Below are 13244 nucleotides of genomic sequence, written 5' to 3'. Positions count from 1 at the left end.
AGGAGAGGAAGTTACGGTTTATAAAAGATTATTTCAGCAAAAAATAGAGGGGAGATCATGAAATTTGTCCATTAGGGCGCAACATCTCAAAAAAAGCATGAAATTTGTCCATTACGCCAAAAAATCCCCGGTACGGACCGGGGATTGTGCTGTCTTCGCGCTCAGTAAAGAAAGCCGCTGTAATACCCACTCAGGACACCGGCGCCGAAGCCGTAGGCGGTGCCTTCGGTGTCGTGACCGATAGACTGTCCGATACCGGCACCGATGGCGCCGCCCCAGAGGGCGTTGTTCACTTCGTTCGGCTGGCGGGCATAGCGGCGGTGTGCCGCACCGATGATGTCCGCTTTGCCGATGCTGCTGTCCGGCGGAGCGCCGGGTGCTTGCGCCTGCAAGGGTACGTCGTTGCGCGGAGTGGCGGTGCAGGCGGCGAGCAGCAGCGGCAGGATGAGCGGCAGCGGGGTTTTCATGCGGCGACCTTAGCGACGGTAGCCGCCATTGTTATAGCCGCTGTTGTATCCGCCATTGTTGTAGGTCGGCTGCTGGTAGGTGGGTTGTTGGTAGGTCGGCTGCTGGTAGGTGCCGGTGCCGTCCGGGGTGCGGACCTGGCTGCCGATGAGGCCGCCGATGGCGGCACCGGTCAGGGTGGATTCGGTATCTTTGCCCCACAGTTGGCCGATGCCTGCGCCGACAGCGGCACCGATGGCGGCGTTACGCGCGGTGGTGGTGCCGGACTGGTTCGGCGGGGTAACGGTGCTGCATGCGGCGAGGCCGCCGAGGGTGGCAGCGAGTAGCGAGGTTTTGATGAGGGTGTTTTTCATGTGGTGTCTCCTGTGTTTGCCCGTGTTCGGGTTGGCAAAAGAGTAGTGCAATTCAGGGCGGGCGGTAATGTCAATCCTGCAAGGTTTCGCGGGTGGCGGCAATGCGCGCTTTGACTTGCGCGGGCGCGGTACCGCCGAAGTGGTCGCGGGCGTTGACGGAGCCTTCGAGGGTGAGGTTTTGGTACACGTCTTCCGCGATGGCGGGCGAGAGTTGTTGCAGGTCGACCAGCGGCAGGGCGTCCAGGGTGCAGCGGCGCTCGATGGCGAGATGCACGGCGCGACCGACGATTTCGTGCGCGTCGCGGAAGGGGACGCCGCGCCGCACGAGGTAATCGGCCAGATCGGTCGCGGTGGAGTAGCCTTCGCTGGCGGCGCGGTACATGGCAGCGCGGTTGGCTTCGATGGCGGGAATCATGTCGGCGAAGGCGCGCAGGCAGGCGAGGACGGTGTCGAGGGTGTCGAAGAGGGGTTCTTTGTCTTCCTGGTTGTCTTTGTTGTAGGCGAGCGGCTGGCTTTTCATCAGGGTGAGCAGAGCGAAGAGGTGGCCGTAAACGCGGCCGCTTTTGCCGCGCACGAGTTCGGGCACGTCGGGATTTTTTTTCTGCGGCATGATGGAGGAGCCGGTGCAGAAACGGTCGGGCAGGTCGATGAAGCGGTAGGCGGCGCTGTTCCAGTGGATGAGTTCTTCGGCGATGCGGCTGAGGTGCATCATGAGGATGGCGGCGGCGGCACAGGTTTCGATGGCGAAGTCGCGGTCGGAAACGGCATCGAGCGAGTTGGCACATGGCGCGTTGAAGCCGAGGGCAGCGGCGGTCATGTGGCGATCGATGGGGTAGGTGGTGCCGGCGAGGGCGGCGGCGCCGAGCGGGGACTGGTTCAGGCGTTCGCGGCTGTCCGTGAAGCGCCCGGCGTCGCGCTTGAGCATTTCGTACCAGGCCATGAGGTGGTGGCCGAAGGTCACGGGCTGGGCGACTTGCAGGTGGGTGAAGCCGGGCATGATGGTGTCGGTTTCGCCCTCGGCGAGGGTGAGGATGGCGCGTTGCAGGCGGCGGATTTCGGCAAGGACGCGGTCGATGGCGGCACGGGTGTAGAGGCGGATGTCGGTGGCGACCTGGTCGTTGCGCGAGCGGCCGGTGTGCAGGCGTTTGCCGGCGTCGCCGATGAGGTCGGTGAGGCGTTTTTCGATGTTCATGTGTACATCTTCCAGTGCCGTGTCCCACACGAATTCGCCGCGCGCGATTTCAGCGGCGATGGTGTCCAGCCCTCGCGCGATGGCCTCTCCGTCCCCGGCGCTGAGGACGCCCTGTTTGACCAGCATGGCGGCGTGGGCTTTGGAGCCGGCGATGTCTTCGGCGGCAAGACGCCGGTCGAAGGCGACGGAAGCGGTGAAGGCGGCGACGAAGGCGTCGGTGGATTCCTGGAAGCGGCCGCCCCAGGCGCTGTTGGTTTTCGCTTTGTGCATACAGTAAACTCGCGGGTTGTGTCTTTCCGTGCATTGTACAACCGCATGAATCCTTCTCTCTCCGAAATCCGTATCGCCACCCGCGAAAGCAGGCTCGCCCTGTGGCAGGCCGAACATGTCGCCACCCGCCTGCGCGAACGTTATCCGCAGCTTGCCGTCCGCCTCGTGCCGATGACCACGCGCGGCGATCAACTGCTAGACGCACCGCTGGCCAAAATCGGCGGCAAGGGGCTGTTCATCAAGGAACTGGAACAGGCGCTGGCGCGTGATGAAGCGGATATTGCCGTGCATTCGATGAAGGATGTCGGCGTGTACCTGCCGGAAGGTTACGCTATCGCCGCCATTCTGCCGCGCGAGAATCCTTACGACGCTTTCGTCAGCAACCGCTTCGCCCGCTTTGCCAATCTGCCTGCCGGGGCGGTGGTCGGAACGTGCAGCCTGCGTCGCCGCATGCAAATCGCCCGCACCCGCCCCGATGTAGTGTTGCGCGACCTGCGCGGCAACGTGCAAACCCGCCTCGCCAAACTCGACCGGGGCGAGTTCGACGCCATCATCCTCGCCTGCGCCGGATTGCTCCGCCTCGGCCTGCACGAGCGCATCCGCGAAACATTGCCCGTCGCCCTGTCGCTGCCCGCCATCGGCCAGGGCGCGATTGGTATCGAATGCCGCCCGGACAGCCCCGCCTACCCGCTGCTTGCCGCGCTGAATGACGCCGACACCGCCCTGTGTGTGCAAACTGAGCGCATCATCAACCGCCATCTTGAAGGTTCCTGCCAGGTGCCACTCGCTGCCTTTGCCACCCTGCACGGCGAGCGTATTCACCTGGAAGCGCGCATCGGTATGCCGGATGGTAGCGACTATCTCGCCGCAAGCGACGATGCCCCGCGTATCGATGCCACAGCGCTGGGCGAAGACATCGCCGCTCGCCTGATTGCCGGTGGTGCGCGCAACATCCTGCACCGCCTTGGTCATGCCTGAACTGAGCGGCTGCATCATCCTCTACACCCGCGACAGCAGCCACTACCCCGCCTTTCGCAACCGCATCGCCGCACTGGGCGGTACCACTTACCACCTGCCGCTGATGGCAACCATCCCGCAACCCCTCAGCGCCGCCGACCGCGCCATACTTGATGACAGCGACACCCTCGTCTTCACCAGCGCTGCCGCCGTGCAACACCTGCTCGCGCAATACCGCTTGCGCGGGCAGCAAACCGTCGCTATCGGCAGCGCCACCGCCGCTGCCATGCCCCGCCCGCCCGACCGCTGCGCCCCGCCGCCGTACAACAGCGAAGCCCTCCTCGCCGCCTGGCAACCGCGCGGTGCGCGCATCGCCCTGATTGCCGCCCCGGACGGCAGAACGAAACTCGCCGAAATACTCAGCCCAAACAACACTGTACACACCATTCAGCCTTATTGCCGCATCAACCCGAGCGCGCACTACCCCGCCTCCCTGCCCATCCCGCACATCATCACCATTGCCAGCCGGCAAACCCTTGATCACCTGCTTGCAATAGTCCCGCAAGAAAAACGAAAACTGCTAAAATGCCGCGCCTGTATCGCCGCCATCAGCGAACGGGTGGCGCAATACGCGGAAAAACAAGGCTTTCGCAGACACATCTGCGCGGAAAAAGCCGGTGAAACCGAGCAAATCGCAGCCATCTGCCGCTGGTGGCAGACGGTGGAACCCAACCCAGGAGCCCCCCATGACTGACCCGAACCAAACCGAAAATCAGCAAGACGCACACCCCGTAGCGCAAGACATCCCCGGCAAGCACCAGGCACCGCAAAGCGGCAGCGGGCGCGGACTGGCGTTCCTTTCCCTCGTGGTCAGCGTGGCCATTGCCGGCGGCGGTACCTTCGCGCTGAACAAAATCACCGACCACTACAACGACGCCATCGCCAAACTGAACCTCAACCTGAACGACACCGCGCCGAAAACCTACGCCACCATCAGCAGAGTGGACGACTTGGAACAGCAAGTTGCCCAACTCGGCCAGCAGACCAAAAACATTGACAGCGCCATCAACACCGCCGTGAATGCCGCCGTTGCCGCCAACCAGGTCAGCGACGAACAAATCGCCGCCATCGCCGCCCAACACAGCATCAGCCGCGACCAGGCCGAAAGCCTCATCAAACAAGAACTGGCGAGCTTCGCCCAGGGCGAGACCAAAATCGACCTCAGCAAAGAAATCGCCGCCGTACAGGAAAGCGAAGCCGCCGCCAAAGCCGCCGTCCGGCAAATTGACGAAAAACGCGTCCTTATCGAGCACGCCCTCGCGCAGAACAGCAGCAGCGCCAACCCCTACCCGCTGCTGAACGCGCTGAAAATGGCGAAAATCGCCGCCGGTGACGGCAACTACACCGCTGCCAAAGCCTACCTCGACCAGGCGGGTGAAACCTACACCCTCTTCAATCTGAATAACAGCCCCTACGCCGAATACCAGAACGCGCTCACCGAACTGCGTACCGAATACGGCATCCTCGCCGCCAAACCGGCTCCGGCTGCCGAAATCGACGCCATCATCGCCACCCTGCCGAAATGGCCGTACAAAAACGTCAACACCCTCAACCTGCTTGCCGCCCCGGCCAAGACCGGACAAACCGGCTGGCAGGACAAACTCAAGGGCGCAGGGCAAAACATCCTCGAAAAAACCATCACCGTTACCGCTATCGACGATGCCGGGCTCGCCTGGGTGCAAGCCAACGACGCCCTGCAAACCATCCTCAAAGAAAACCTGCGCCTTGACCTCGCCTTCGCGCGCAATGCCCTGCAACTGCACGACCGGGTCGCCTACGACGCCGCCGCCAAACAAATCTACACCCAGATCGAACGCCTCTTCGACACCGCAAACAGCGATGTCGCCGCTGCCCTTGCCACCCTCGACAAACTCGAAGCGGGCGACAGCAAAGCCCCGGACATCGGTGTCCTGATCGACCAAATCGAAAAAGCCGCGAAGGAGTAAACCATGATACGCGTCATCCTCGCCCTCTTCGCCTTCGCCCTCTGCACCTTCATCGGCTATGCCGTGAACCAGATTCCGGTGCGGGTGTACTTCAAAACCGCCACCCACTACGTTGAGACCTCGCTCATCGTCTGGCTCATCCTCTCGCTCATCGCCTCCGGCATCATCTTCTACTGCCTGCGCGTCCTCTGTGTCCTCTGGCACAGCCCGCAAATCCTCAGCCGCAGCAGCAGCGTGCGCCGCCGCCACAAAGCCGAACGCCTGCTGAAAAGCGGCCTTGCCGCCATGCTGTCCGGCCACTACGGCCGCGCCGAACGCGATCTCGAACACGGCGGCCGCCTGATGACCGCGCTCGGCCGGGACGCCGTCATCTACTACGAAAACGCCGCCATCGCCGCCGACCGGCAAAACGCCAAAGACCGCCGCGACCACTACCTGCTGCGCGCGCGCGAAGGCGCCCGCCAGCAACAAAGCAACCTGACCCGCCTGACCGAAGCCGAAATCCACGTACAAAACGGTGCTTACGATCAGGCCGTCAAACTGCTCGAACAACTGCACAGCGAAGAACCGCGCAACAGCAAAATCATCGCCCTGCTCGATACCGCCTACGCCGCGCAGCAGAACTGGGAGAAAGCCTGGCACAACCTCGCCGCCCTGCGCCCGCAACTGGATGACGCCGCCTACCACGGACGCCGCCAAACCTACGCGCAGGGCATCCTGCACGACAGCGCCAAAAGCGACATCCAGACCCTCGAAGCCGCGTGGAAACGCCTGCCCGCCGACCTGCGCCACGACAAGGCCCTCATCCTGCAATACGCCGGTGCGCTGGCGGCGAACGACCACCCCGAAGAAGCCGAAAAACTGCTTGCCGGCGAAATCCGCCAAAGCCAGGACCTCGAACTCATCCAGGCATACAGCCAACTGCGCCGCGCCGACTTCCGTGCCCAGCTCGACAACATGAAACAGTGGGAAAGCAAGCACGCGAACGACGCCATCTTCCTCTACGCCAAAGCGCTTATCGCCTACAAAGCGAAAGACCTCGACACTGCGCTGCAAGCCGTTGAAGAAGCCATCAAACGCGGCCAGGCGCCCGAAGCCTTTGCCCTCTACGCGCAAATCCTCGACGCACAGAACCGCCCGGAAGCCGCACTGCTTGCCTACCGGCAAAGCGTCGCCCCGGCACACCCCGAACAAGCCCTCGAAGGCGATCTGCTGCCGGCCCCGCAAACCCCGCCCGCTGTCGAACAAGGCACGGCGGTTGACGCCGGAAAACCGGCGGAAGAACCCGACACACCGCCTGCCGCCGCCGAACAAAGCGGCGATGGCGGCGAGGAGCCCAAAGAAAACAAAAACTGACCCAAAACACCCGCTCCGGCGGGTGTTTTTCTCTACATACAAACCTGATGACATGCCCTTCCCCGCCTACCTCACCGCCCTGCGTACCCTCTACCGCGACAACGGGCTAGAACCCCTGCGCACCCGACCTCCGGCGAGTGCCGCCGACATCGCCGCTGCCGAAGCCGCACTCGGCTTCCCCCTCGACCCCGCACTCAAAGCCGCTTGGCAGACTGCGGACGGCAGCGATGAATGGCAAACCGTCTTCGCCCGCCCCGGCTACATTACCGGCTACGGCTTCCTCTCCCTGGCCACCGCCCTGCGCGAACGGGAAGACATGGCGCGTCGCGCGCCGCAATACGACGGCTACGAACAAGAGCAGCCACGCGACCTGCGTATCCGCAACGGCTGGTACCAGGCGGGTTGGCTGCCTTTCGCCGCCTTTGCCGCACCCGACTTGCTGCTGATTGCCGACCATTCCCCCGCCGTCGGCGGACAACGCGGGCAAATCATCGCCTTCAGCCACGACCCCGACACGATCAATTACGTTTGCGCCGACTTTGCCACACTGCTTGAACAATCGCTCGCCACCATCCGCCGGTATCCGGAAGACTGTCTGCCGGAAGAATAAGCCCACACACCGGATACCATGACCGACATCAGCCAACTGCACGAAAAACTCGCCGCCTTTGACAACAGCGCAGGTCAGCACTCAAAAACCGCTGAACCCGCCGAACCCTTCCTCAGTGCGCATTCCCGCACATCACCTACTACCCCGCCATCAGCCACCAATATCAGCAGCAGACCATCACCGGCAAATCCCCGCCGCTTACCGCTAAAAACAAAACCGCCGTCAGGCGGTTTTTTCATGCCATTCTGTACGCCCCTTTGAAACGACTCATATCGGACGAGACGACGTCGGGCGCCACCTTCATGCAGGGCTTGGCCTAGTCCGCCGCTTTGCCACATTCCGGGAAAACGACGAGACGGTGCAGCAAAAAAGCAGTCAGGATGGCTTTTTCGCGGGGTTTCTCCGGTTGGTTGTTGGAAAGGGAGAATGGGGAAGCGGCAGACGGCTATTGTTTGGGATTGCGGGCGGTGTCGTTGCCGCCGCCGTCCGCGCTTTCCTCATCCGGCGGCAACTCGACGAAGCAGGCAAGACCGCATCCGTTGTCAATGACCTGCCAGTTGCCGCCCGTTTTTTCCAGCGGCAGGCGGTAGCGGTATTTTTCCTGTCCGGGATGCGGGACGACGGCGTGTTTCTCGCCGCTGAGGTACACATCGGCACGCTTGCCGCCGTCGTGGTATGCGATGTTGTCGATATGGACGCTGTCGTAGGTAACACCATCGCGGTTATGCAGGTAGGCGGTGGCGGCGGTGCCCGGTGCGGTGTGGGACAGATGATGGGCGGCGTCGCATTCCATGTCGGCAATGATGCTGCTCTCCACGCGCCAGCCGTCGGCGGTCTTTGCCATGGGCAGGACACCGCCGCCTTCCTCGCCGTTCGTGCGGGTACGCACGAGGACGCCGTTCCCGTCCTGCGCCTCGCTGCCGAGGATTTCGCCGCCGTGGGGCAGTGCCCTTTTGCTTTGTGCGCCGATGCACTGCGCCAGTTGCGCGCGGTCGATTGCGCTGTCGGCAGGCAGGGCGACCAGGGCGGCGGCAGCAGCGCCGTCGTGTTGCAGCAGGGCGCGGGTGAAGACTTCGGCGGCAGCGGTCATGCCGCTGTCGGCGGCGGGCGCGGCAGCAGCCAGGGCGAGGGAGCAGGTGAGGATGACGTTTTTCATGGTGCGTTTCCGTTGGGTCGTTGAAAGAAAAGGGCTTTCTCTTTGCCCATCAGCCGGGCGAGGATGATGAAGAACAAACCGGTCTGGATAATCTTGCTGTCCGGATGGGTGGCGAAAATTTCATTGCCGAGATTGGCGCAGAGATGGAAAACCACGGCAATCCAGATATTGCGCGCGTTTTTCAGATAAAGCCAGTTCATGATGAAGACGAAGCAGGCCATGCTTGCGAGGAAATTGACGCCGTACTGCCAGCCAGCAGCGACAAGGTTCGCCTGATAGTACCCCTTGATGGTGACGAGCGGGAGGTGCCAGACGAACCAGTAGGCGGTGAAAATGAAATTGGCGGTCACGAGGCGGAAGCGGGCGAGCAGCGCGTCGGTGCCGTAACTGTGCCAGGCGAGTTCTTCCAGCAGCGGCGCGAGGACGAGCAGCAGCCACGGCGAAAAAAGGGCGCTGGTGAAACCGGGATAACCGCTGATGCGGAATTGCCCGGCGCTGTAGCCGAAAGCGAGCGAGACCAACTGGGCGAGAACGAGCGTCACGGGGCCGAGCAGCACGGCGGCGAGCAGATAACGCGGGCGGATGGTGCGCAGGCTGAGGCGGGGTTTGAGGTCGGCAAGCAGCGCCGGATGGCGGCAAAAAAGCCCGGCGGCGATGGCGGCAGGCGCGGCGAGGCCGATGATGCCGAGCGTGCCTTGCAGGGTGGTGTGCGCGGCAAGGGCGGGGCTGCGGCTGATAAAGCCCGCCACCAGCCAGCAGGCGCAGGGGATGACGAAAGACCAGCAATAAAAAACAGCGGGTGGTAATCCGCACGGGGAACAGATGACGTGGACATGAAGCATTACCTTGCAGTTACAGAATAAAAAATAACAGCGGCAGAACCGCACGACCGCATTGTACATGTGCCCCCCTTCACCCGCTTGCGTAGTCCCGGCTGAATATTTGGGAAGGGCGGAAAATGTCATGGGTTTTGGAGGCTTTCGCAAAGATCGCAAGGCGTTTCCGCGTCCGCCCCGCCTGGCGGCACGCAACCCGCGACAGGTTATTTTTGGCCTTGGCATCACGCCGCCAGCCACCCCGCGCAATACCCCGCTTGCTATAATCCCGCTCCCTTTCAACCAAACAGGAGCCCCTATGGCAGACTTCAACAAAATCCTCGACGCAGGCGACGTGGACGGCGGTATCATCAACGTCGTCATCGAAATCCCGGCCGGCTCGAACCACAAAATCGAGTGGAAACGCGGCATCGGCGCGATGATGCTCGACCGCGTCGAACCGCTCATCTTCGCCAAACCCACCAACTACGGCTTCATCCCGCAAACCCTGGACGAAGACGGCGACGAACTCGACGCCCTCATCATCACCGACACCCCGCTGCCGACCGGCATCTACATGCAGGCGCGCGTCATCGGCGTGATGAAATTCGTCGATGACGGCGAAGTCGATGACAAAATCGTCGTCGTCCCTGCTGACGACCGCCAAACCGGCGATGCCATCAAAACCCTGTCTGACCTGCCCGCGCAGCTCATCAAACAAATCGAATTCCACTTCAATAACTACAAAGCGCTGAAAAAACCCGGCTCGACCAAAGTTGACCACTGGGGCGACATCGAAGAAGCCAAACAAGTCATCCGCGACTCGCAAGTGCGCTGGAAAAAACAGTAATTAACTGGCTGATAAAGTGTGCAAAGCCTTCGGGATTTGCACACTTTTATTACATATGAACTTAACCAAGGAAAGACAATGATGAAAAAGCTATGTTTGCTAGCAGTTCTAATTTCTGCGAATATCTATGCTGCTGATTGGCAGTATTTTGGCACAGATACATCAGGAGGTAAGTGGCATATGGATATGGAAAATTCCTTACCCCCTAATGAAATATGGATAAAGATTGATTATGATAGCAATGAAAGAATCAATAGCATTATTTATAATAGAATTGTTGAAAAGTATAGTGTTTCATGCAAAAAGAAAAAAATAATTTCTTTATCAAAAACGTATTACAACAATGGTGAACCTGTTTTGTCCAATGATCTGCCATCTAAAGTAGAAAGCGTAATTCCTGGTAGCCTTGGTGAATTAATGTTAAAAAAGGCATGTTCGTTGCCTACGGAACCCAATTCTGGTGAACCATATATAGACATTCCTGATGTAGCACAAAGTACTGCTCCTGTAAGTTCGGGTATTACTCTAAAAACAGTAAAACAATGTAATCAAGCATATGATGACCTAGCATATTTCATTGAAATTCTTGATGTATGTAGTGCAGAAAATAACATTGATCCAAAAATTGTAATTCAAACGATATTATCAGGATGTCAAGTAGATGTTAACAGACTAAGTAAATCTACACAGAAGGTTACAAAATCTATAAATAAATTAGTAAAGAAGAAAGGAGTAGGTCTCTTCTGTCAGGAAGAAATGAATTACTTTCATATTGTTACAAATAAATATGGAATATCTTATGATGAAAAGTAGATAAATAACGATTGAAAAGCAAGTCAATGAAACACATCCTTCCTCTCGCCCTCCTTACCCTCATCCACACGAACACCGCCATGACCGCAACCCAAGACCCCAACCTCTGGCTGGAAGACATCGACAGCGAAAAATCCCTCACCTGGGTGCGTGCGCAAAACGCCACCAGCGAGAAAGCCCTCACGCAAAACCCTGCCTTCAAAACCATCGAGGCCGACCTGCTCGCCATCCTCGATTCCGGCGACAAAATCCCCTACGTCGTCAAACGCGGCGACTATTACTACAACTACTGGCAGGACAAAGACCACCCGCGCGGCATCTGGCGGCGCACCACCTGGGAGGAATACCAGAAAGCCGAACCCAAATGGGACACCCTCATTGATCTCGATGCTCTCAACAAAAGCGAAAACGCCACCTGGGTGTGGCATGGCGCGGACTGCCTGCGCCCCGACTACCGCCATTGCCTCATCAGCCTCTCGCGCGGCGGCGCGGATGCGGACGAAACCCGCGAATACGACCTCGAAACCCGCGAGTTCATCACAGACGGCTTCTACCGCCCCGAAGCCAAAGGCTCAATGGGCTGGATAGACAAAGACCACGTCTTCGTGCAGACCGACTTCGGCGCAGGCAGCATGACCGCCTCCGGTTACCCGCGCGAAGCCCGCCTGTGGCAACGCGGCACACCGCTTGCCGACGCCAAAACCGTCTATCGCGGCGAAGAAAACGACATGCTCATCACCGCCGCTCACGACGACACCCCCGGCTACCACCGCGACTTCGTCAGCCGCGTTATCGACTTCTACCACAACGAACTCTACGAACGCGCACCGGACGGCACACTGCACAAAATCGACGTCCCCGACACCGCCGACAAAGGCGTCTATCGCGAGTGGCTCAACATCACCCTGCGCGAAGACTGGACACTGAACGGCAAAACCTACCCGTCCGGCAGCTACCTCGTCGCCAACTACGCCGACTGGCAGGCGGGCAAACGCGAACCCACCGCGCTCTTCACCCCCGACGCGCACACCTCGCTGGCGGGCATCACTTGGACCAAAAATTACCTCATCCTCAACAAACTCGAAGACGTGAAAACCCGCCTCGTCGTTCTGGATCCCGCCAAAAACTGGGCGGAAAAACCGCTGGAAGGCGTGCCGGCGAACAGCACCGCCAGCGTTGCCGCCGTGGACCCCGACGAAAACGACGACCTGTGGCTGACCGCCAACGACTACACCCTGCCGACCACCCTCTACCACACCCGCGTCGGCAGTACGCCCACCGCGCTCAAATCCCTGCCCGCCTTCTACGACGCGAGCGACATCACCGTCGCCCAGCACTTCGCGAAAAGCGATGACGGCACCGAAATCCCCTACTTCCTCGTCCACCACAAAAACATCACCCTCGATGGCAAAAACCCGACCCTGCTTTACGGCTACGGCGGCTTTGAAATCTCGCTCACCCCCGGCTACGCAGCAGGCGTGGGCAAAGCCTGGCTGAACCGCCGCACCCAGGACGGACGGGGCGGCGTGTACGTCGTTGCCAACATTCGCGGCGGCGGCGAATACGGCCCGCGCTGGCACCAGGCAGCCCTGAAAGAACACCGCCACAAAGCCTACGAAGACTTTGCCGCCGTCGCGCGCGACCTCACCAAACGCGGCATTGCCGACCCGGCGCACCTCGGCATCCAGGGCGGCAGCAACGGCGGCCTGCTGATGGGCAACATGCTGACGAAGTACCCGGAACTCTTCGGCGCCATCGTCATCCAGGTGCCGCTGCTCGACATGCAGCGCTACAACAAACTGCTGGCGGGCGCCTCGTGGATGGCCGAATACGGCGACCCGGACAACCCCGCCGAATGGGCCTATCTGGAAAAATACTCGCCCTACCACCAGTTTGACGCGGCGAAAACCTACCCGCCGGTGCTCTTCACCACCTCAACCCGCGATGACCGCGTCCACCCCGGCCACGCGCGGAAAATGATGGCGAAAATGCAGGCGGCGGGCAAAAACGCCCTCTACTACGAAAACATCGAAGGCGGCCACGGCGGCGCGGCAGACAACAAACAACGCGCCTACATGAGCGCGCTGGCCTACACCTTCCTCTGGGAACAGCTCGCCAAATAAACACGAGAAGCCCGCTGCTGCGGGCTTTATTGTGCGCTGCCGCCAACTCGTCAGGCGAAGCCCGTACCGCGCAAATGATGGTCGTTTCAAACGGGAACGAGACAAGGTGGCGGGCCGGAGACAGTACAGACAGTACGGCGCGGGTTTCCCATAAAAATCGCGCAGCGATTTTTATGGGGCCCGGTCAGGCGCGCCAACACCGCATCCGTTCCGATTAAGACGACTATAGCTAATACACCTAACATTTCATACATCTAAGCAAATAAAGTAGCGTGAAG

At 60.3% G+C, this 13244-nt stretch carries 14 protein-coding genes; 8 read left to right on the top strand and 6 right to left on the bottom strand.

From position 1 onward, the window contains the following. Window positions 1-161: 161 nt before the first annotated feature. The 3 genes from Q0562_RS12400 to argH all read right to left on the bottom strand — a co-directional run bounded on the left by Q0562_RS12400 (window position 162) and on the right by argH (window position 2280). Window positions 162-467: a flagellar biosynthesis protein FlgH gene (locus Q0562_RS12400; protein WP_298644808.1), complete on the bottom strand. Its 306-nt coding sequence runs from the start codon at window positions 465-467 to the stop codon at window positions 162-164. Between the two features lie 9 nt (window positions 468-476). After that, a complete protein-coding gene (locus Q0562_RS12395) occupies window positions 477-818 on the bottom strand; it encodes a glycine zipper 2TM domain-containing protein (RefSeq protein WP_298644805.1) in 342 nt (113 codons plus the stop codon). A gap of 70 nt (window positions 819-888) precedes the next feature. Next, window positions 889-2280 (bottom strand): argininosuccinate lyase, encoded by a 1392-nt coding sequence (gene argH / locus Q0562_RS12390; protein WP_298644801.1) that lies wholly within the window; start codon window positions 2278-2280, stop codon window positions 889-891. Window positions 2281-2325: 45 nt separating this feature from the next. On the opposite strand from argH, the gene hemC reads away from it, so the two are divergent. The 5 genes from hemC to Q0562_RS12365 are packed head-to-tail and all read left to right on the top strand — an operon-like array spanning window position 2326 to window position 7209. Continuing rightward, on the top strand, window positions 2326-3258 hold the full coding sequence (gene hemC / locus Q0562_RS12385) for a hydroxymethylbilane synthase (protein WP_298644798.1): 933 nt from the start codon (window positions 2326-2328) through the stop codon (window positions 3256-3258). Continuing rightward, window positions 3251-3991 (top strand): uroporphyrinogen-III synthase, encoded by a 741-nt coding sequence (locus Q0562_RS12380; RefSeq protein ID WP_298644795.1) that lies wholly within the window; start codon window positions 3251-3253, stop codon window positions 3989-3991. The genes hemC and Q0562_RS12380 overlap by 8 nt, the downstream gene beginning before the upstream one ends. Continuing rightward, the gene (locus Q0562_RS12375; protein WP_298644793.1) at window positions 3984-5243 is read left to right on the top strand and encodes a uroporphyrinogen-III C-methyltransferase; all 1260 of its coding nucleotides are present in this window, start codon (window positions 3984-3986) and stop codon (window positions 5241-5243) included. The genes Q0562_RS12380 and Q0562_RS12375 overlap by 8 nt, the downstream gene beginning before the upstream one ends. Window positions 5244-5246: 3 nt before the next feature. Continuing rightward, window positions 5247-6599, top strand: coding sequence for a heme biosynthesis HemY N-terminal domain-containing protein (locus Q0562_RS12370; protein ID WP_298644790.1), 1353 nt, complete (start codon window positions 5247-5249; stop codon window positions 6597-6599). 52 nt (window positions 6600-6651) lie between these two features. Beyond that, window positions 6652-7209 carry an SMI1/KNR4 family protein gene (locus Q0562_RS12365; RefSeq protein WP_298644788.1) on the top strand — a complete coding sequence of 186 codons (558 nt, stop codon included), beginning with the start codon at window positions 6652-6654 and terminating at the stop codon, window positions 7207-7209. 74 nt (window positions 7210-7283) lie between these two features. Here Q0562_RS12365 and Q0562_RS12360 read toward each other — a convergent pair whose 3' ends face one another. The 3 genes from Q0562_RS12360 to Q0562_RS12350 all read right to left on the bottom strand — a co-directional run bounded on the left by Q0562_RS12360 (window position 7284) and on the right by Q0562_RS12350 (window position 9207). Next, window positions 7284-7448 (bottom strand): hypothetical protein, encoded by a 165-nt coding sequence (locus Q0562_RS12360; protein WP_298644786.1) that lies wholly within the window; start codon window positions 7446-7448, stop codon window positions 7284-7286. Window positions 7449-7654: 206 nt separating this feature from the next. Next, window positions 7655-8365, bottom strand: a complete 711-nt coding sequence (locus Q0562_RS12355) for a hypothetical protein (protein ID WP_298644784.1) — start codon at window positions 8363-8365, stop codon at window positions 7655-7657. Next, window positions 8362-9207, bottom strand: a complete 846-nt coding sequence (locus tag Q0562_RS12350; protein WP_298644782.1) for a CPBP family glutamic-type intramembrane protease — start codon at window positions 9205-9207, stop codon at window positions 8362-8364. The genes Q0562_RS12355 and Q0562_RS12350 overlap by 4 nt, the downstream gene beginning before the upstream one ends. Window positions 9208-9499: 292 nt before the next feature. On the opposite strand from Q0562_RS12350, the gene Q0562_RS12345 reads away from it, so the two are divergent. The 3 genes from Q0562_RS12345 (at window position 9500) to Q0562_RS12335 (ending at window position 12966) form a co-directional block, all read left to right on the top strand. Next, entirely contained in the window at window positions 9500-10030 is a 531-nt protein-coding gene (locus Q0562_RS12345) for an inorganic diphosphatase (RefSeq protein WP_298644780.1), read from the top strand. A 78-nt stretch (window positions 10031-10108) separates the two neighbouring features. Then, window positions 10109-10843: a surface-adhesin E family protein gene (locus tag Q0562_RS12340; RefSeq protein WP_298644778.1), complete on the top strand. Its 735-nt coding sequence runs from the start codon at window positions 10109-10111 to the stop codon at window positions 10841-10843. Between the two features lie 80 nt (window positions 10844-10923). Beyond that, a complete protein-coding gene (locus tag Q0562_RS12335; RefSeq protein WP_366144788.1) occupies window positions 10924-12966 on the top strand; it encodes a prolyl oligopeptidase family serine peptidase in 2043 nt (680 codons plus the stop codon). Window positions 12967-13244 lie beyond the last annotated feature (278 nt).

The sequence above is a fragment of the uncultured Cardiobacterium sp. genome (genome assembly GCF_938028825.1).
Classification (GTDB): Bacteria; Pseudomonadota; Gammaproteobacteria; order Cardiobacteriales; family Cardiobacteriaceae; genus Cardiobacterium.
Note: the sequence above shows the minus strand (reverse complement) of the source record. Positions and strands in the feature narration are given on the sequence as shown.